16 protein-coding genes are annotated in these 19,391 nt (G+C 43.2%); all 16 read right to left on the reverse strand.

Annotated features, from left to right (window positions below; genetic code table 11):
- Positions 1–78: 78 nt before the first annotated feature.
- On the reverse strand, positions 79–1,065 hold the full coding sequence (locus KP014_RS25000; protein WP_036599251.1) for an aldo/keto reductase: 987 nt from the start codon (positions 1,063–1,065) through the stop codon (positions 79–81).
- 217 nt (positions 1,066–1,282) lie between these two features.
- The gene (locus KP014_RS25005; RefSeq protein WP_036599253.1) at positions 1,283–2,272 is read right to left on the reverse strand and encodes an SPL family radical SAM protein; all 990 of its coding nucleotides are present in this window, start codon (positions 2,270–2,272) and stop codon (positions 1,283–1,285) included.
- Positions 2,273–2,483: 211 nt separating this feature from the next.
- Complete coding sequence (cobA, locus tag KP014_RS25010) at positions 2,484–4,031, reverse strand: uroporphyrinogen-III C-methyltransferase (RefSeq protein WP_036599255.1); 1,548 nt, start codon at positions 4,029–4,031, stop codon at positions 2,484–2,486.
- A 9-nt stretch (positions 4,032–4,040) separates the two neighbouring features.
- Positions 4,041–5,003, reverse strand: a complete 963-nt coding sequence (gene hemC, locus KP014_RS25015) for a hydroxymethylbilane synthase (protein WP_090834303.1) — start codon at positions 5,001–5,003, stop codon at positions 4,041–4,043.
- A 4-nt stretch (positions 5,004–5,007) separates the two neighbouring features.
- Positions 5,008–5,655, reverse strand: a complete 648-nt coding sequence (locus KP014_RS25020) for a precorrin-2 dehydrogenase/sirohydrochlorin ferrochelatase family protein (RefSeq protein ID WP_036603851.1) — start codon at positions 5,653–5,655, stop codon at positions 5,008–5,010.
- A 6-nt stretch (positions 5,656–5,661) separates the two neighbouring features.
- A complete protein-coding gene (ccsA, locus tag KP014_RS25025; protein WP_036603855.1) occupies positions 5,662–6,489 on the reverse strand; it encodes a cytochrome c biogenesis protein CcsA in 828 nt (275 codons plus the stop codon).
- Positions 6,490–6,503: 14 nt separating this feature from the next.
- Positions 6,504–7,892 carry a glutamyl-tRNA reductase gene (hemA, locus tag KP014_RS25030; protein ID WP_036603857.1) on the reverse strand — a complete coding sequence of 463 codons (1,389 nt, stop codon included), beginning with the start codon at positions 7,890–7,892 and terminating at the stop codon, positions 6,504–6,506.
- A gap of 708 nt (positions 7,893–8,600) precedes the next feature.
- On the reverse strand, positions 8,601–9,230 hold the full coding sequence (locus KP014_RS25035) for a YdcF family protein (protein WP_036603860.1): 630 nt from the start codon (positions 9,228–9,230) through the stop codon (positions 8,601–8,603).
- Positions 9,231–9,403: 173 nt separating this feature from the next.
- Positions 9,404–10,570, reverse strand: a complete 1,167-nt coding sequence (locus KP014_RS25040) for a nucleotide sugar dehydrogenase (RefSeq protein WP_036603862.1) — start codon at positions 10,568–10,570, stop codon at positions 9,404–9,406.
- A gap of 210 nt (positions 10,571–10,780) precedes the next feature.
- Positions 10,781–11,629, reverse strand: a complete 849-nt coding sequence (locus KP014_RS25045) for a glycosyltransferase family A protein (protein ID WP_036603864.1) — start codon at positions 11,627–11,629, stop codon at positions 10,781–10,783.
- Between the two features lie 95 nt (positions 11,630–11,724).
- Complete coding sequence (locus tag KP014_RS25050) at positions 11,725–13,179, reverse strand: lipopolysaccharide biosynthesis protein (RefSeq protein WP_036603866.1); 1,455 nt, start codon at positions 13,177–13,179, stop codon at positions 11,725–11,727.
- A gap of 196 nt (positions 13,180–13,375) precedes the next feature.
- Positions 13,376–14,311 carry a glycosyltransferase family 2 protein gene (locus KP014_RS25055; protein WP_036603869.1) on the reverse strand — a complete coding sequence of 312 codons (936 nt, stop codon included), beginning with the start codon at positions 14,309–14,311 and terminating at the stop codon, positions 13,376–13,378.
- A 515-nt stretch (positions 14,312–14,826) separates the two neighbouring features.
- On the reverse strand, positions 14,827–15,945 hold the full coding sequence (locus KP014_RS25060) for an EpsG family protein (protein WP_216700417.1): 1,119 nt from the start codon (positions 15,943–15,945) through the stop codon (positions 14,827–14,829).
- A 41-nt stretch (positions 15,946–15,986) separates the two neighbouring features.
- A complete protein-coding gene (locus tag KP014_RS25065) occupies positions 15,987–17,078 on the reverse strand; it encodes a glycosyltransferase (protein ID WP_036603875.1) in 1,092 nt (363 codons plus the stop codon).
- A gap of 44 nt (positions 17,079–17,122) precedes the next feature.
- A complete protein-coding gene (locus tag KP014_RS25070) occupies positions 17,123–18,232 on the reverse strand; it encodes a glycosyltransferase family 1 protein (protein WP_036603877.1) in 1,110 nt (369 codons plus the stop codon).
- A gap of 141 nt (positions 18,233–18,373) precedes the next feature.
- On the reverse strand, positions 18,374–19,147 hold the full coding sequence (locus KP014_RS25075; protein ID WP_036603879.1) for a glycosyltransferase family 2 protein: 774 nt from the start codon (positions 19,145–19,147) through the stop codon (positions 18,374–18,376).
- Positions 19,148–19,391 lie beyond the last annotated feature (244 nt).

Consider the following 19,391-nt stretch of genomic DNA (forward strand, 5'->3'; position numbering starts at 1 on the left):
GCATATTATTGGCAATGTCTTTGTTAAGTATATCACACGAACAGCTGTGATTCTTATATTAATTCGATGAATGCGGCGTTATTTATCGATGACTTTCATTGAAGCTTCAGGATACCGGTATCCGGCTGCCACCCCTAGGGGTGCAGCTTCGTCGATCCGGCTCAGCTCTTCCTTGCTAAGTGTTACATCAAGCGCACCGGCGTTCTCTTCCAGGTAGGATCTCCGCTTGGTCCCGGGAATCGGCACGATGTCGTCTCCGCGGCTTAGCAGCCAGGACAGCGCCAGTTGAGAGGACGAACAGCCTTTTTCCTTGGCGATCTCATGGATACGTTCGACCAGATCAAGGTTCTTGCGGAAGTTGTCTCCTTGGAATCTCGGAGAGAATCTCCGGTAGTCGCTCTCTTCCAGGTCGTCGAAAGATTTGATCTGACCGGTCAAAAATCCTCTTCCGAGCGGACTGTACGCCACAAAGCCGATGCCGAGTTCCCGGCAGAGCGGAAGAATCTCATCCTCTACCTCCCGGCTCCACAGCGAATATTCCGTCTGCAGCGCGGCGATCGGATGAACGGCGTGCGCTTTGGCTATCGTCCGGGGCGACGCCTCGGACAAGCCGAGAAACCGAACCTTGCCGGCTTGGACAAGATCGGCCATCGCGCCGACCGTTTCTTCAATCGGAGTATTGGGATCAACCCGGTGCTGATAATAGAGATCGATATGATCGACACCAAGACGCTGCAGGCTGGCGTCACAAGCTTGCTTCACATACTCGGGCCGGCCGTTTATTCCGAGCGGCGTTCCGTCAGCCGCGCGGACATTGCCGAATTTCGTGGCCAGAATAACGTCGTCCCGTCGTCCCTTAATCGCCCGACCGACCAGTTCCTCATTTCTGCCGACTCCATACATATCCGCCGTATCAAGGAATGTAAGGCCCATCTCAATCGCCCGGTGAATCGTGCGGATGGATTCATCTTCGTCGAGGCTGCCGTAGAATTCGGACATGCCCATACATCCGAGACCGAGAGCGGAAACCTCAAGACCGGATTTGCCCAATTTGCGTTTCTTCATGCCAATCCCTCATCTCTATAATTAATGTCCAAGCGTTATCTAGCCCTTTAATTTTACCGCAGCCTGCGAGTAAAAACATCTTTACCACTTATGGGCGATTGCCACACCCGTCTCCGATTCGGGGTTGAGCCAATTGCCAAGCCCGTCTCCGATGCGGGGTTCAGTCGATCCGTTCCCGATGCGAAGTCCTGCCGGGTCACCGATCCGCTCCTGCCATTCAAAACGGAAAGGACAGCTGCTCAGCCAGCGGCTCCCCGGCGATTTCGGCCAATCCGGACCGCCCCGGTTCTTCCCCGGTCAGATAACCGCCCCGTGATCCAGTCTTTTCAGACACAGACCGCAACCTTGGAGCGTATTTACGGTGCAGCTCGTCCAGAAGCCGGGACATATTCTCGCGGTATCCCGCTTCAGCATAACCCCCGTCCGCATACAGTCTCCGGTACGGCTCCAGCGTATTCGGGAACTGTTCCCTGAGCGTGCGGAAATACCAGCCTTTCACATCCGGGGAAAGACGCAGCAGCGAAGTCATGACCGATGCCGCTCCCAGGTCCGCCGCCGCGGCGAACAGCGCTTCGAGCTCGCCCGGCTCATCGGTCAGAAACGGAAGAATCGGCGCAATAAATACGCCCATTCTGATTCCCCGTTCCGCGAGCTTTTGAACCGTATCCAGCCTCTTGGACGGCAGCGGCGATCCAGGTTCCAGCCTGCGCGCAAGCCCGTCATTCAGTGTATTGATGCTGATATTAACCGACAAGGAATACATCTTCTCAAGCAGATCCAAGTCTCGCAGGATCAGAGGGGACCGGGTGGTCACCGAGGTCCGGATACCGTACTTGGCCAGCACCAGCAGACATTTTCGGGTCAGCTTCGTTCTGCTCTCTATCGGCTGATAAGGATCGGTCGCGGTTCCGATCATGACCTCGCCCACTTCGTTTCTCATCGCTTCAAGATCGTACTTGAATTTGCGGGCCAGACCTGAAAGTTGCGCCTCCAGCGCTTCCGCCGCGTTCGTCTTGAGCATGATATGATTCTGGAACTCGTCATCCGCCTTTTTATCGATGAATCCCTGAAACCCTCTGGCAAAACAGAAGCTGCAGCCATGTGCGCACCCCCGGTACGGATTGACCGACCAGCCGAAAGGCATCCGTTCCTCTTTCACACGCGTCATTCCCGTCTTCGATGTTACCGGTTCGTATGTCTTCGGCATTCTCAACCCTCCACATAAGAACATTTGTTCCTATATAATAACACATCCGAAGGATTTAATACAAGGAAGTCAAGACAAACAAGCACAGGCCGGTATCAACGTCAAACAGCCCGGCGCTCGCTATGGGCCGGACTGTTCTAAACAGGGATTGTTCATTTTCTTGATTTTACATGACCGGATTGGACGCTATTGCCACTCCCGGCATCCCCTTTTACCGGTTCTTTGTTTGTTCATTCCAGCGGCACAGCTCATGCACCAGCGAGTCGATTGTGGCCTCCTCCGCCAGCAATCCGGGAATCAGCCCGGCTTCCACTGCCGTCTGCTGCGTGAGCGGACCGATGCAGGCCATCTTGACCTTCTCCAGCAGAGGCAGCGGGTCCGTTAGTCCCATCCTTTTCAGGATATCGAGGAAATTGCGCACGGTGGAGGAACTGGTAAAGGTAACGGCATGTATCCGTCCTTCCTCCAGCAGCTTCATGAGCTCCTCGTCATCCTCGCCGGTAACGATCGTCTCGTACGTATCGATCTCCGTGACCGCAAGCCCAAGCTCAGTCAGCTTCTGCGGAAGCCAGTCCCTTGCCAGATCGCCGCGCGGCAGCAGCGCCTTCTGTCCCGTCAGCAGCCGGTCGCCGTAAGCTTCGATCAATCCTTCCGCCTGGAACCTTGCCGGCAGTACTTCCGCCACAAGGCCGCGCTGGGCGAGCGCTTCGGCAGTCGCGGAACCGACGGCGGCGATACGGGCGCGGGACAAACCGCGAATATCCGCTTTTAGCTCCGCCAGATGGCGGAAGAAGAACTCCACTCCGTTTACGCTCGTGAAAAACACCCAGTCATATTCCGGAAGCTTCGCCAGCGCCGAGGCAATCTCCTCTCTTTTCTCCGCACTCTCCGGCATTACCGTCTCGATAACCGGGAATTCGTAAGGCTCACCGCCCAGTTCCTCAATCCGGTCCACGAGTTCACTGGCCTGGCTGCGCGCCCGGGTAACAACGATCCGCTTGCCGAACAGCGGCAGCTCCTCGGCCCATTTCAGCTCCTCCCGCTGCTTCACGACATCCCCGACGACGATAACAGCCGGCGACCCGAAATTCGCCGCCTTCACTTTCTCTTCAATATCGGCGAGCGTGCCAATCAGCGTCTCCTGCTCCGCGCGCGTCCCCCAACGCACCAGCGCCACTGGCGTCTCCGGCGAACGGCCGTGCTTGATCAGATTTCCGCTGATATAGCCGATTTTGGCGACTCCCATCAAAAAGACAAGCGTGCCCGTAGCATTCGTCACTTTATCCCAATGAATCGAGCGATCCAGCTTGTCCGGACTTTCGTGTCCGGTAATAATCGACAGGGAAGAAGCGTAATCGCGGTGGGTAACCGGGATGCCCGCATATGCCGGCACGCTGATCGCTGACGTGATGCCCGGTACGATCTCGTAGGAAATGCCGTTTCTGCGCAGCAGCTCCGCTTCCTCGCCCACCCGGCCAAAGATAGTCGGATCGCCACCTTTTAATCTCACCACCGTCTTGCCCTGAAGCGCCAGATCGACGAGCAGCTGATTAATTTCCTCCTGCTTCATTGTGTGCCGGTCCGGAAGCTTGCCCACATAAATTTTCTCTCCGCCGGATGGCATCCATTTCAGCAGCCTGGGACTTGCCAGCCGGTCGTAGACCAGCACATCCGCTTTTTTGATACACTCCATGCCTTTAATCGTGATGAGCTTGGCATCCCCGGGACCCGCGCCCACCAAATACACTTTGCCTGCCATTCTCTCTCCTCAACCCCTTACCTGTGCCAAAATCATCTCCGCTCCCTTGGCGATCAACCGTCTCGCCGCCTCTTCGCCCACCTGAACCGGATCGGTGCCAGTGCAGCTCTCTTTTAATATCACGGCTCCGTCCGGCGTTCCGACCATACCGGTAAGCGTGATGCTTCGGCTGCCCGCCGCCTTCTCCGCGCTATCCTCTCCGATGCTCTCAAGTGTGGCAAAAGCGCCAATCGGCACCTGGCAGCCGCCGTTCAGTACGCCGAGAAAGCGGCGTTCTGCAGCGACCGTGAGCGCAGTCTCTTCATCATTATACAATGAAAGCAGCCGCCGCAGCTCGCTATCCTCTTCACGGCATTCGATACCCAGCGCTCCCTGCCCTACAGCGGGCAGACATTCCTCGGGCCGCAGGTAAGCCGTCACACGGTCCTGCCAGCCCATACGGGTCAGGCCAGCCGCCGCCAGCAAAATCGCATCGTACTCGCCGCTCGCAAGCTTCCGCAGCCTGGAGTCGATGTTGCCGCGCACCGGTTCGATTACGAGATCCGGCCGCAGCGCCGCCAGCTGGCTGGAACGGCGCAGACTGCTTGTGCCTACCCGCGCTCCCGAAGGAAGATCGGCTAGCCCCAAGCCGCTGCGGGTAATTAGGCAGTCTCTCGGATCGACACGCCGGGGAACCGCGCCGTTAACCAGACCTGCTGGCAGCTCGGAGGGCATATCCTTCATGCTGTGCACAGCCATGTCGATCTCCCGTTCCAGCATAGCCTGCTCGATTTCCTTGACGAACAGCCCTTTGCCTCCCACCTTGGACAGCGTAACATCAAGGATGCGGTCGCCTTTGGTGACGATTTTTTTCACCTCGAATGTAAAAGGGAACCCATGCTCCGCGCAGAGCCGCTTCAAATCGTCAATGACCTGGCCAGTCTGTGTCAATGCCAGCGCGCTTTGTCTGCTGCCTACAATAATCGTTCGCATTCTTTTATTCCTCCCGATGTTGTGCGATCCAGGTCTCGATTTGTTCCGAATCCCATGCCGTAAAGGCGCCTTCCCTGATTTCGTCCAGCACATTTAATGTCCCGAGCCTCTTCAGCAGACGCTTTCGAACCTCCGGCGACCGTTCCCGCCGTTTGATTTCCTGACGCATTTTATATAAAAAATCCAGATAGTCCTCGTACTCATCACCAAGCGTTTCTTCCAGCAGCTTCGTGATTCTCGCGGCGATGCCGGGACCCGCGCCCGAAGTCGATACCGCCACCGTCAGACGGCCCCGGCGCAGCACGCCCGGCGTGATGAAGCTTCCAGCCTCCGCATGGCTACCTACATTGACCGGCACTCCCAGACTGTCCGCTTCGCGCGCCACTTCCCCGTTAACCGCCGGATCATCGGTTGCCGCATAGACAAGAAAAGCCCCTCGGGCATCCCCGGGAGCATAGGTGCGGCTCAGCCAGACCACTGACGCATTGTCCGTTAGTTCGGCCAGCCGCGGCGTCAGGGCAGGGCTAATAATCGTTACCGCCGCCCCGGCCTCCAGCAGCCCCAGCGTCTTGCGCTCCGCTACCTTCCCTCCTCCGACCACTACACAATGCTTTCCCCTGCAATCCAGCATAATCGGCAAATAAACCGTCATATAATCTCAGCCCCCGCCCCAACGATGAAAATCAGACCACGAATTCAGCAGAAAATTAAGGATGATAAATCCGTAGCCCGAGACCGCCCAGCGCGCCATGACGATTCCGCTGCTCCGGCCTGATCTTTTAAAAATAAGATAGGAAATGTAAATGCCGAGCCCGACAAGCGTGGACAGCACTTTTAAATCCTGAAACAGCGGCAGACGCCCTTCGGAGGCAATCGAGATCCCGGCCACTATAAGCGACACCGCGAGCAGCGGCGTGCCGGCAAGCACAGAGGTGTAAGCATATTTGTCCAGGACTTCCAGACTTGGCAAACGCCGGACCCTGTCGTTCCATTTCTTGCGCTTCAGCCTGGTGTGCAGGAACAGGTACATGACTCCGAACACGGCACCCAGCGTCAGCGCGGCAAAGCTCAGATTGGCGAGAATAATATGCATAGCCAGCCAGCCGTGCACCGCTTTCCAGCTCTGTAGCGTATGATCCTCCGCCGTCAGCCACACCCGGTTAAGCAAAAAAGCGCTGAATCCCGCTACGCTGAGCAGCAGCACCGTGAACTCGGAACGCCGCATAAAGGACTGAGCCAGCGAAATCAGCACGATGCTGAAAGAGAACCAAAACAGAAAATCATACGGCGTAAAAATCGGCAGACCCCGCTCCTCGTAAAAGCGGATGCCAAGGCATGCGGACTGCAGCAGGCCGACAAAAACAAGAAGCCCCGTGCCTAACCGCTTCCGATCCGGATTCCGTTCAAGGCAATCCAAGAAATAAAACAGCAGGCTCAGGGCATACAGCAGCAGGGCTGCGTCATATATTCCATTCAGGTAACGCATGCCGCTATCCTCCTTTAGGGGCTCGCCGGAGCAAAAGCAGTCTTCGGCAGAGCGGCATTTCCGCTCCCGGGCAGCGTGTCCGCCGGTTTGCGGTTTCTCTCGGGAGCGACGCTCCCGTTCTCCGATTCGGGCTCAAGCCGATCCTCTAGTGCAAAGATCTTCGTAAAAAAGTCAAGCGCTGCGTTTCCGTTCTTCTCGCCGGACATTTCTTTGATTACATTAATCGGATCATGCATCAACTGGTTCACAATGCTCTTGGTCAGCCGGCGGATAATCTTGCGCTGATGCTCATCCAGCTCGGGCAGCTTGTTGAACAAGCTCTCCAGCGTTTCCTCATGAATGGCGCTCGATTTCTCCTGAAGCGCACGGATGACCGGCTGCACGCCCAGCGTCTTAAGCCACTGCTGAAAATTGTCGCTCTCCTCCGCAATCATCCCTTCGATCTTCGCGGCTTCGCCTCGCCGCATCTCCATATTGCTCTCCACGATGCCCTCCAAATCGTCAATATCATACAGAAACACATTCGGAAGCTCGGACGCTGACGGATCAATGTCGCGCGGAACCGCTATGTCAATCATGAAAAGAGGACGGGACTGCCGATTCTTCATGCTTTCCATGATTCTGTCCGCTGTCAGAACATAGCCTTCCGCCCCCGTCGAGCTGATCACGATATCGAACTCGTGCAGACGCGAGGCCGCTTCTTCCAGCGTGCATGGACGGCCCGCAAACTTCTCCGCCAGCTCCGCGGCGCGCGCAAGAGTTCGGTTCGCAACAATCACTTCCGCAGCGCCGCTCGCGTACAGATGCTTGACCGTCAGCTCGCTCATTTTGCCCGCGCCGAGGATCAGCACTTTTTTGCCGGTGAACATGCCGAAGATACGCTTGCCCAGCTCAACCGCCGCGTAGCTGACGGATACCGCGCTCTCGCCGATCGACGTCTCACTGTGCGCCCGCTTGCCCACGGTTATCGCCTGCTTGAACAGCCGGTTGAACCACGTTCCCGTCGCGCCCTCACTCTGAGCGGTCAAAAAGGCGCTGCGAACCTGACCCAGAATCTGCGTCTCGCCGATTACCATGGAATCCAGCCCACAGGTCACCCGGAACAGATGCTGGACAGCCTGCTCATCCTCATATTTATACATATGCTGTGTAAATTGCTCGTTCTTGAGGCCGAACCACTGCTCTATGAAGCTGCGGATAAAATGTCCGCACATATGATGGCGATCCACAACCACGTAAATTTCCGTACGGTTGCAGGTGGCGACGATGACCCCCTCCAGCACGCTCTTCGTCCGCATCAGCTGATGAAGCGCTGCCGGCAGATCCTTCTCCGCAAAAGCGAACTGCTCTCTCACCTCGACAGGCGCTGTACGGTAGTTCAAGCCAACGGCGACGATGTGCATCTATAAGTTCACCATCCTAGTCTTAATTCGTTGCTGTATATTAGCATTTGCATGTTCAGTCCTAACAAATCGCGACTTTCAATTTCACACATTCGCTACACACTATATAAAGTATATCACACCGAGCTGACGCTTCTTACGTATTTTATGAATACTTTTTGAAATTAGAATTATTATAATTTAGGGAGGAGAATGGGGCAAGGATTTAACAGAAGGTTTTAATAAATATTTCGCAAACACGCAAGAACTCGGATTCACATCCGCTAAATTAAGGTGAGAATTTCTAAATATAACTAAACAAATATAAACATTACACATTCTACAGATTACCTTCGAGAAAAAACACCTATGTTTGTTGGTTCCCGAGTCAAAATCCGACACACATTGCTTTAGAACTAGTTTATTATTAGAAATAACCCAGTAATTCGTAAGGAGAAATGTGATTATGCCCAATTACTATTTCAAGGAAATCTGGACCCCCCTAAAATTGTTCCGCATTAGCTTCTTCCGCGACGACGAGGACCGCGTTTGGATTAAGTTTGGGAAGAAGCCACGGCGGTTGTTAAGGAGAGAAGAAGCAAAAAAGTCGGATGGGGAGGTTGTGTAGGGATAGGCTGGAGGTAGAACCAATGGATCAGCATCTAGTTGTGACGGACGGGCTATTGGGAGCGAAGTATACATGTTCCTTGAAATGCTACTTGGCCAAAATTAGCGGAACCAGCCCTTGATCCGATCAAGGCCTTTCTTCGCTTCCGGTCCATTGTAGCCGAAGAAGTTGCCAATCATTTTGGTATACTCGGTGAAAGTGATCTCTCTATTGAACGGGTCGCTCCACCATCGCTTGGCGTTATATTCTGAAGCAGAGCCTACATAGGTCAATTCAATATCAGACTTCTTGTAAACAGAGTCGAAAATAAACTTCACCCGCCGCATGTGAAAATCGGAAGAAACCACAATCGCCGAAGTGAAGCCTTGATTCTTCATTATGGGTAAAGTGAATTTAGCATTGTCATATGTGCTCAAAGCTCCGCCTTCATTGAGAATAACATCCTGCGGAATGCCGAGAGCAAGGGCGGTTTGAAGCATATTTCTAGAGGAGTTTGCTGTCTCCCGAAAGTTGGATAGAATCAGGCAAGGGGCATAACCGGCTTTATACAATTCTACTGCTTTCTCAACCCGTCCTGCACCTCCGCTTAAAACGATGATCACGTCAGCCTTCTTCGGAGATTCTAAAACAGTTAGAAAGCGACCCGCGGTAAGGATGGCGATAAGGACAAGTAGAGCGAAAAAACACGCCAGCTTGCTCAGTTTCAGTGTCTTCTTCCTTGTGTTTTTCATATTAAACCTCGCATTATTCGCCTCTTGAGAATTCGTTCATATCACTTCGTGTTATAGATATACCACTGAATCGTTGGGCAATACCTGTCTCAAAGACGAAGGTCGGCTTTCACCTCAACTACTCCAGTTTTTGAGGATCAACTGTATAACGTTTATCGTGTCCAGGACCTATCTTAATCCCTGCTAAACAAATCTCTCGAATACACCTTGTCCAAAACGTCTTTAATATCATCTGATAGTCTATTTGCCACGATCACGTCTGAAATCTTCTTAAATTCATCGAAATCATTGATAACTCTAGAATTATAGAATTCACTCTCAGTGAGGGATGGCTCGTAAATAACTACCTCAACACCCTTTGCCTTGATGCGCTTCATAACCCCTTGAATGGAAGACTGTCTAAAGTTATCAGAATCCATTTTCATTGTTAATCTATAGATCCCTACGGTTTTAGGTTTCTTGGCCAAGATGCTATCAGCGATATGATCTTTCCTTGTTCTATTCGAATCAACAATTGCTGCCATGATATTATTAGGAACATCATTATAGTTAGCTAGTAGCTGTTTTGTGTCTTTAGGTAAGCAGTATCCACCATATCCAAAAGAAGGATTATTGTAATGGTCACCTATTCGGGGATCGAGACTTACACCTTCGATAATTTGCTTCGCATCTAACCCTCTAACTTCAGAATAAGTATCTAGTTCATTAAAAAATGCGACTCTCATGGCTAAGTAAGTGTTAGCAAAAAGCTTTATCGCTTCAGCTTCAGTTGAGTTGGTAAATAGCACATCAATGTTTTCTTTTAGAGAACCTTCTACTAACAGATCAGCAAATTTCTTAGCTCTTTCTGACTGTTCACCTACAATAATTCGTGATGGGTACAAGTTATCATATAATGCCTTACCTTCTCTTAAAAATTCTGGAGAGAAGATAATGTTCTCAGTTTCAAACTTCTCTTTTACTTTCTCTGTATAACCAACCGGAACGGTTGATTTGATCACCATCACTGCATCAGGATTAATGGACAGTACATTAGCTATAACAGCTTCAACAGTTCTTGTATTAAAATAATTCTTATCGGGATCATAGTTGGTTGGTGTCGAGATAATGACATATTCAGCATTTTTGAAAGCTTTATAATTGTCTGTAGTTGCAGTTAAGTTTAGTTCTTTTGTGGCAAAAAACTCCTCAATCTCATTATCGATGATCGGAGATCTTCTATTATTGATCATGTCTACTTTTTCTTGAATAATATCTAACGCAATAACTTCATTATGCTGTGCTAATAATACCGCGTTGGATAACCCCACATAGCCTGTTCCTGCTATGGTAATTTTCATTTCTCAAATCACATCCTTGCTTCTGATTAAGTCTTACTCTTCCAATAACGCTTCTTTTTCAAATACCTTGCTCTAAAACTTTCCAGACATCGTCTATAATATCTTTTCTTTGTGAGGTGAAGTCAAGGGTTTCCTTTACAAAACAAAATAATCCCCGACATCATATCGAACATCTTAACAGACCCATAATCACATAAATTATGGATTTTATTAATTCTCAAGAACGGACTTAATCTTACCTGAATCGCTATAACCTTTAATCTTCTTAAATGCTTCGTCATTTTTATTTAAAGTGATGCCTAAATAAGCTTTTAGAATACGAAGTACACGACTAGCTAATTTTAATATGCCTTTTGCTTTCTGAAGAACTCTAAAACTCGTGTTTTGATCGCTAAGCGCCCCCCCTTGCGGAGCTTCTATACTTGCCTGCGAGTTTGCTACTCCCGAGACCACTGTGACCTTTACTCCAAGACGATAACTTGCCTCTCGAAACCATAAATCATCAGTTGTCGGTGCTAAATTACGATATTTTTCATCAAATATAAAGTCAAGATCAAGTAAATTTTTGCGATACACAATTCCACAATTACCCGTTGGAAGTAAATCTATCGAGGTGCAGCTTGACACCACTAAAGGCCAGTTGTCATAGGATTGGTACCGACCAAAAATATTTTTTGAGGGTCTTCTTGCTCTTCCACAAATGATACTGTTGGGGTTGACACGAGCTTCTGCTACTAAACCACTTAACCAATTCGGTGCATAGATTTGATCGTCATCTGCTGTTACAATTAAATCTTCATCTGTGGCTAAAGGGATTACTGGGAGTAATTTCCGATAAGGTCCATCGTTTGGAACCCAGTTTACCTGTATATCTTCAAATCTCTTGTCTCTAAGCCAATCAGGAATTTCACCAATTCCTTTGTCTAATAAATATGGATCATGAGAGATATTGAAAACGATTAAATCCGGTTTATAGTCCTGCCCTAAAAGTGAATCTAGCGTATACTTCACTATGAACAAGCGACTATGAATTGTGGTCAGTGAAACAATTGTTTTCATAAGCTCTCCTTTATATGTTGCAGCAAATTTATTTATTAAAAAGTCGCCAAATGAATTCAAATCTAAAGAATGTAGGAGTCGGCTAGAACTTATCCCTACCGACTACCTTTAGTAATTTTTCTGTTTATCAAAAACAAAAATACCTTGTACTGTTTAGTTAATAGAAGACCTATTACATAAATAGTACCACCTGCAACACCTTTAAATAATGCAGATAATAGCAGATTGTCTACATTTATTAGGGATGAAACAAAATGCAGTCCCATAAAAGTAATGATAAATACAACGATATCCGGAATAAATTTAGCAAAAAATTCTCTGCGTCTATACTCAAATCCTCGTTTAATGAGTATATGATAAACTATAAAAAAATGCAGATTAAATGCTATCGCAACACAAGCTGCAACAATAGTTATGTTTTGAAAACTAACCCCTATTAATTCTGCGATAACCGAAATAATTGATGTATATATTCCAGTAATAAACATTAATCTTGTATTACCCAAACTTTGAAAAATGGCACCCGAGCTAGACGTAACCATCTGTGCCCAAACGGATAGTGCTAGAATTCTGAAACTAGGAACAGCACTTCCCCATTGATCACCGAACATTAAAAAAATAATTTCTTCCGCTGAAAAAAAACAGTATACCGTAATAAACACTCCCAGCAGTGAAAGAATCTTTACCACTTTCATATACCGTGTAAATATGTAGGCTTTGTCTTCTTGGTGATTAGATAGGATAGGATGTAAAATTGGCGTGATAACGTGGGTTAAGTTCTGTACTGGCATAAGCATTAATCTATAGGATTTATCATAATATCCCAGTGCGGCATTTCCGATGAATTTTCCTATTAACAGATTATCTAAATTCCTAGAAAAATAATTCACAAAATTAAAAGCAAATTGATACAGCGAAAAATTCCTAATTTTAATAATACTGTGCATTTCAAATGTTAACTTAAATCTCAGTTGAACTGTAATATAATTCCAAATAAATGTAAATAAAGACGATAGTATGGAATAAAATACAATCGCATAATATCGGAATCCCAACTGAGCTAGAATAATTGTAGGTATCGCGCTTATAATTGTTATAACGATAAGACGCACTCCAAGAGTCTTAAATTGCTTTTTTTTTAAAAGTAAAGCGTTTGGAACAATATTTAGAGTATTGAAAAATAAGGATATGGACAACAATACTCCAATGGGGACATAGACTTCATTATCATAAAATGCAGACAATGGTATGGAAAACAGCATAAACAGGGCAGCTACTACAATTCCTAAATAAACAGTAAATGTAAAAATATTATTTGTGTCATTTTCATTAATCTTCTTGTTTTGTATTACTGCTGGACCAATACCCATGTCGGCAAGAAGCATAAAAAAAGTTGTAAACACCGTTATGACTACTACAATGCCAAAGTCAGCAGGAGTTAATATTCTAGCCAAAATAGCTGAATAAAGAATTTGAATTACTACATTGATATATTTTGCAATAAAATTGATTGTTGCGGCTTTCTTTATAGATATTTCGTTCTCATTCATAGGTTCGATTATCCTTTGTAGTTTGAAAAATATGGATTATCAGGTTTTATATTAGTTAAAATTTCGACTACATAAAACACACTAATATTCATCGCTTCATTTAACTGTTCGATTTGATGTGTTCATCTTTGCTACCACTTGTTCTTGGAATAATTATTTACCCATTCGATGTGTCAATAATTTATAAAGGTGTGGTTTATATATCAAGTAAAAGGCGAGTTAATATTTTCCAAGTAAATGGCTTGAAATAGGTAAGCCAATTTAGTTTTTTTAAACGCCTTTGAATTTCATATCTTTTTTCTGAACTACTAAGTGATTCATCGCTTCTAATTTGTAATATTACTGTACTAAGCAAAAAACTTTCATACGCACTGTTACTAAAGCAATTACGTGATAACTCTAACCATTTTTCACTAAAGCGCCATTGATTGGACAAGCCAACTCTTTTATTTTTAGGAGCATCAGAATGAAAAATCACTTTGGGATCTCTAACATGGACTACTTTTAATCCCTTCTCCTTATCTAATTTGAGTAACCAATCCCAATCTTGGTGTTTAATTAGCCCTTTAGTAAAAGGGATTCTTAATATTAGTTTTTTGGGCACCATTATTGAAGATGTTTGAATATAACCTTCCACAAATATACCCTTAGGTTCAAATAAATAATTTGCGAGTCTTTTCTTTTCAGTATATTCATAGTCAATTAAGGGTAATTTTCTGAATTTCTTTTGATTAGTATTCTTATATGTATAGATTGATGTAAAACAAATGAATTTATCATCTGGAGTTAACTTTCTGTAATTGATGAGATCAATTTGACTCGATATTTTATCGCTATACCATTCATCATCATCATCCAAAAGGGCAATGTAACTGCCTTTTGCATTTTGTGCTCCTATATTTCTTGCCTCACTACCTCCTACTTTTTCTATTGTTTCGATTAGTTTTATGTTAACCTTAAGATCTTTATTTTTTTCTTTTATTAACTGTTTTGTTTCAACCGACTTTCCATCAACAACTACAATAATCTCAATATATTCGTAATCTTGTTTTAACACACTATCTATGGCCCTATTTAGAAAAAAAGTTCGTTCAAAAGTAGGGATTACAACACTTACTAAAGGAGTATTCAATTTTATCACCTCAGTTTCTTAGTTCATATCTTATTTAGAGCTAGCTGAACAAGTCCCATTGTCGTGAATTGCTGTAAAAAGACCTCTGGTACAGCTTGTCGATGATTTCCTCCAGAATTTCACGGGTATGATTCAGCAGGTTCAGGCCCGTCGGGTAACTTGATGTTGGCAGGCGTCACAGGGGGCATCCAGCATCATGGTGCCCCGGCGGGTTTCCGTTTTCAACAGGGCAACATATGTAAGACCTGCTTCCCTTCCTTCACTTGCAGAATCGTTAGCACATCGTCATCGCCGATTTCCATAGTCAGTTTCCCACACTGGGATCGTCGCATCTTTGTCATCATCTACGTAGCCGTCATAGCAAAGAAAGTACTGGAGATAAGAGTTTTCCATGATCTGCAGGGGGTCTCCCGTTCACTTAAGCCTAAGCCTTCCTTGAATCAAGAGCGAGCCGAGGGCCACACGCACCAATTTGTTGTTAAGCAAGCCCTATTTAGTACAGTCAACTTTCATTTTCACCAAAATGAATAAGGTGTAACACCATACCATTCAGGTTTATACAAGAAAATAATAAGATTATAAAGCATAGAACTTAACATGATAGCTAGCACTACCAAGCTTCTTAATTTCCCATATTTTATTTTCATAATAAAATTCGGAATATAGATAATGAGAAAGATAGAAAAATAATCAGTCACTCTACCTAATATACTCATTCTTATTGATAACAAGGAAATTATAACCGCTGTAAGTATTATATATATTAACAATTTATCCTCACTAGTATAAATTGCTGCTCCTTCGTTTACATTTTCATTTGATATACCAAAATTTCCATTATTATCGACAGAAATATTAATTTTTTTTCTTTTTAAAAAAATCAAACTAAACATAAAGACTATAAAAATCATAAGAAAATTTAGGATACTACCAATTTTGTTACTTTCAAAATATGAAATATATCCCGAGTATTGAGGAAAAGTCTTTATCAAAAAAAATAAAATAGGTTCTAAGAAGAAAAAGATCCCTATTCCTAAAACAAAAGTGAATATTATATTTTTGTAATTAAACTTAATTCTAGGAAATAAATAAACAATTATAAAAACAATTGAAGTAAAATGAAATAATGATGCCAAGATCACTGTTACAAGAAAGGGAATAAATTTTTGTTTCCTAACATAAGTTATACCAAATAATAGTATGGAAATCGCTAAATATTGCCTCATGATATTCATTGAACTATAAAAATACATTAGAGTTATAAAAAGATAAACACTCAGCCAAATTATTTGAGAGTGCTTATAAATAAAAGCCATAATTAAACCAATGGTTATAAAACTTACAACTATCAGCAAAATCATTCCACTGTGAGAGAAAAAATGCAAAAAATAATTTAAAAGAACATAACCTTTTTCTAAAGGTATATTTTTTAAATTTGTAAAATCTATAAATCTAATATTATAGAAGTAAGAAATATAAGTTTTTGTATCTACTCCAATATTTACTCCTCTGAAAGCGGAAATGATAAATAATTGAGTAAATGATAATAATACAAAAATTTTTTTCGCATTTTTCTTACCTGTTTTAATATTAAAGAGTACAAATGCCTCTAATAGTATTAACAAAATTATCATTAGAAAAATGGTCATAGTTGGCTAACCTTTCTAGAAGAGATTTATCTCAACAGTTTTTTATAACCGCTCACCGTTTTTTTGGCGATCTCCTCCCAAGAATAGTTTTTTTCAGCGTATTTGGATGCATTCAATGAATATTGAGCTATTTGTTTTTTTAAATTAAATATCTCAAGGATTTTATCTGCGACATCTTTTACCGAGAGTTCCGCACACCATCCACAGTTATTGGAAACAACTTCATTAGCAATATTGGTTCCAGGCGTTAACAATACTGGAATCCCCATGAGTAGTGCCTCTATAACTGAAAGTGGTTGCCCTTCAAAGCGAGAAGTTAAAACAAAAACATCTGAGTTTTGAAGTATTTTTTCTTTTTCTTTTCCATATACGGGATTTGATAAGCAGACAATATCTTGTATTTTATATTTTTCTATTAGATGTAAAACCTTCTTCTTATCACCTTGATCATCAGGACCATATATATTTAACTTTATTTTCTTGCCTCTCATTTCATCAGAAATGGAATAACATGCTTCTAATAGGATATCCAGTCCTTTCTGAAAAAGAGCTAATCTTCCTATATATGTGAAGTGAAAAAAGTCTGAATTTTTTTTCTTATCGACTATACAAGTGCGAGAAGACATACCATTGCCACAGATGAACGATTCTCCCTCCCAATTAGATGATATTTTTTCTTCTTGTGTTAGGAATTGAATACATCTAGAGTTATTAATAAATTTATTAAAGACAAGTATATTCCCTATTTTTTTCTTCCATTTTTTCTTTTCCTGAGCGAAACTCGTTAAACTTCCATGAGGTATAACTATATATGGAATCTTCATATTAAGCAAAAAGCCCATCGTTTTATAATAATAATAAAAATATACACCATGAAAAATTACAATATCGGGATCATTAAATGGAGATGGCAGTAAACCAATATTTCCTTGAGGACAATCCCCTAGCGAAAAAATTGGATAATTAATTTCTTCCTCAGGAATATCGAGAGAAATATTTGAAGTATTAAGCAATGCTACTTGAACTAAAGCACTCTGATATTTAATATGATTAGGAACTACAACAGAAACTCCATTAGATTTGTTATTGTCAAGCCAAGCAACATGAAGAATTTTCACACCTTTTACCTCACTACAATTGAGATTATACTTCTGTTAGTATTTTATTTGCTTCCGTGCAATAAATAAAAGTTCTCTAACCAACAACTCATTTGTTTAATATCATACCCGTTCTCAGCGATTCTATCTGAGACATCAGTTCTTTTAAAATAATCCATAGACTCTAAAATAGTAATAGCCCATGTTTCAGCAGTACTTTTAAGACTGATATATTTCACTAAACCGGTGATATTAACCTCTTTAGGTATGGAATCCGAAAGAAAGCAGGGTAAACCTACTGCCTGTGCTTCTATAGCTGCAATACCTAATCCTTCAAAGAGAGAGGGGAACAAAAAAACATCCATTGCCTGCATTAAATCATTTATATCTGAACGAATCCCAAGGAATCTAACTGCATTCTCAATCCCTAAACTTTTAACTTTTTCTGTTATTTTTTCTTTAAGTTCTCCCTCACCAATAAGTAATAACACTGCTTTTGAATTTCTTTTGTAAATCTCATAGAAAACATCTATGAGAAAAGTATGGTTTTTTTGGTATTGATATCTCCCTACATGTCCAATTACAAGTTTTTCATGAAGGTTATATTTCAACCTAACTTCAACTCTTGTTTCTGGACTGTAACTAAACTTAGTTGAGTCAATAGCATTATTTAGAATATGTACAGGTTTTTTTGACTTATTCTCTTTAAACATCCATTTTCCAGCCTGTTCTGAACAAGCAAAAAGATGAGTCGCATATTTTAGCATCCTTGATTTATTAACCAAATCCATGCTCTTCCTAATAATTCCTGGGGGTGAAAAAGAGTTGTGTGAATGCGCTATTATACAATTCGCCCCATTTTTCTCTGCAGCTATTAACGGTAAATCATAAGCGGCTGATAACATATTTACATGTACTATTTTGTATTTTTGCTCTTTTATAAGTTGTTGCATTTCTTTATAATTTTTCAGTGGATGTTTTTTAAAAAAAGGAATCTTATAAATCCTTCCACCAAGTTTTATTATCTCGTCTTGGTAGGCAATATCTCCATACATATTAACAAAGTCAAACTGAATTTTATTAAGATCCATATTCCTATAATAGTTCATAATAAAGCTTTCAATACCACCAGGATTTGGTGTCATTCCAACTTGTAAAACTCTAAGGGTTTTCATAGATACTCCTTCTTTGGATGTTAGCCCCACATCATCCGTTAAGAAAACAGATTAATCTTGTTCCTTAACCCCTTACATTCGCTCTTCTCCTACTTTACTCGTGAAAATAATTGCAGTAATACAAAAAAATTTATTATATATTTATCCAAAACGTTTCTTTATATTTCTGTACTTTCTAATACTTCGAAATACATACCAGCACATGAAGTAAGTGGATTTCATAATGTCTAACCCAACATATCGATAAGTCTTGTACGACATTTTTAATGATTTAAGTTTATTTCCAGATTTTGAATTTTTGGAAATTCTATACACTAGTAAAGGTTGATTTAATCCATAAGCAAACATTTCCTCTTCTTTTAGAATTCGGAGCCACGAACCAAAATCTTCATGTGTATCGTCATTTTCCATTCTATATTTTTCAATATATATTTTTTTTATTAGAACTGATGAACAAGATATAATATTTTGTTTTAGTAATTCTTTATATGTGACCTTTTCAGGGACTTCAAGCACTCCCCTGTATGGCTCACTATTCTCGTCAATAAATGAAGAACCCGTAAATAGGAAGTTGCCCTTTGTATCATAAGCATGGTTAAATTGCTTTTCAAGTTTCTCATCTTTCCAGCGATCGTCACTATCAAGAAAAGCAATCCAGATACCACTAGCCAAAGCCACTCCTTTATTTCTTGTTGCTGCTACACCCTGATTTTTTTCATTTATATACAACTTAATTCTTTGGTCAGTTTTCATAAGAATGTTTATCTTATCCACAGTTTTATCAGTTGATCCATCATCAATTACAATCAACTCATAATTTTGATAAGTTTGGGCCAGGACAGAATAAATTGCCTCCTCCACATACTTTTCACAATTATAAGTTGGCATAATAATACTAATTATATTATCCATCATAATCTTATCTCTTTCGTTATTTTATGATCATCGCTTATCATGGTAATAGAAACAGGAGAGAATGTCTTAATAGTCTCCCCCACCTTAATATCATAACAGTTGAACTTCACCAAGCTAAGCAAATTATCCTATGCTTCTCTCACTTTCCTGTGGACAAATTATCAATCACAAAACTTGGTGAACCTTCTTCTACTAGTTGCTCAACTGCATCAGAACCAATAAGTCCCGCTTCCCTAATTATCAG

This window comes from Paenibacillus sophorae (assembly GCF_018966525.1).
Classification (GTDB): Bacteria; Bacillota; Bacilli; order Paenibacillales; family Paenibacillaceae; genus Paenibacillus_AQ; species Paenibacillus_AQ sophorae.

Coding starts and splice junctions, on each gene's coding strand:
- hemC (WP_090834303.1), bottom strand. CDS start 5,003: ATGCGAACGATTATTGTAGGCAGCAGACAAAGCGCGCTGGCATTGACA.
- hemA (WP_036603857.1), bottom strand. CDS start 7,892: ATGCACATCGTCGCCGTTGGCTTGAACTACCGTACAGCGCCTGTCGAG.
- KP014_RS25020 (WP_036603851.1), bottom strand. CDS start 5,655: ATGACGGTTTATTTGCCGATTATGCTGGATTGCAGGGGAAAGCATTGT.
- cobA (WP_036599255.1), bottom strand. CDS start 4,031: ATGGCAGGCAAAGTGTATTTGGTGGGCGCGGGTCCCGGGGATGCCAAG.
- KP014_RS25045 (WP_036603864.1), bottom strand. CDS start 11,629: ATGAAAACAATTGTTTCACTGACCACAATTCATAGTCGCTTGTTCATA.
- ccsA (WP_036603855.1), bottom strand. CDS start 6,489: ATGCGTTACCTGAATGGAATATATGACGCAGCCCTGCTGCTGTATGCC.
- KP014_RS25070 (WP_036603877.1), bottom strand. CDS start 18,232: ATGAAAACCCTTAGAGTTTTACAAGTTGGAATGACACCAAATCCTGGT.
- KP014_RS25050 (WP_036603866.1), bottom strand. CDS start 13,179: ATGAATGAGAACGAAATATCTATAAAGAAAGCCGCAACAATCAATTTT.
- KP014_RS25040 (WP_036603862.1), bottom strand. CDS start 10,570: ATGAAAATTACCATAGCAGGAACAGGCTATGTGGGGTTATCCAACGCG.
- KP014_RS25000 (WP_036599251.1), bottom strand. CDS start 1,065: ATGAAGAAACGCAAATTGGGCAAATCCGGTCTTGAGGTTTCCGCTCTC.
- KP014_RS25005 (WP_036599253.1), bottom strand. CDS start 2,272: ATGCCGAAGACATACGAACCGGTAACATCGAAGACGGGAATGACGCGT.
- KP014_RS25075 (WP_036603879.1), bottom strand. CDS start 19,147: ATGATGGATAATATAATTAGTATTATTATGCCAACTTATAATTGTGAA.
- KP014_RS25035 (WP_036603860.1), bottom strand. CDS start 9,230: ATGAAAAACACAAGGAAGAAGACACTGAAACTGAGCAAGCTGGCGTGT.
- KP014_RS25060 (WP_216700417.1), bottom strand. CDS start 15,945: ATGATAATTTTGTTAATACTATTAGAGGCATTTGTACTCTTTAATATT.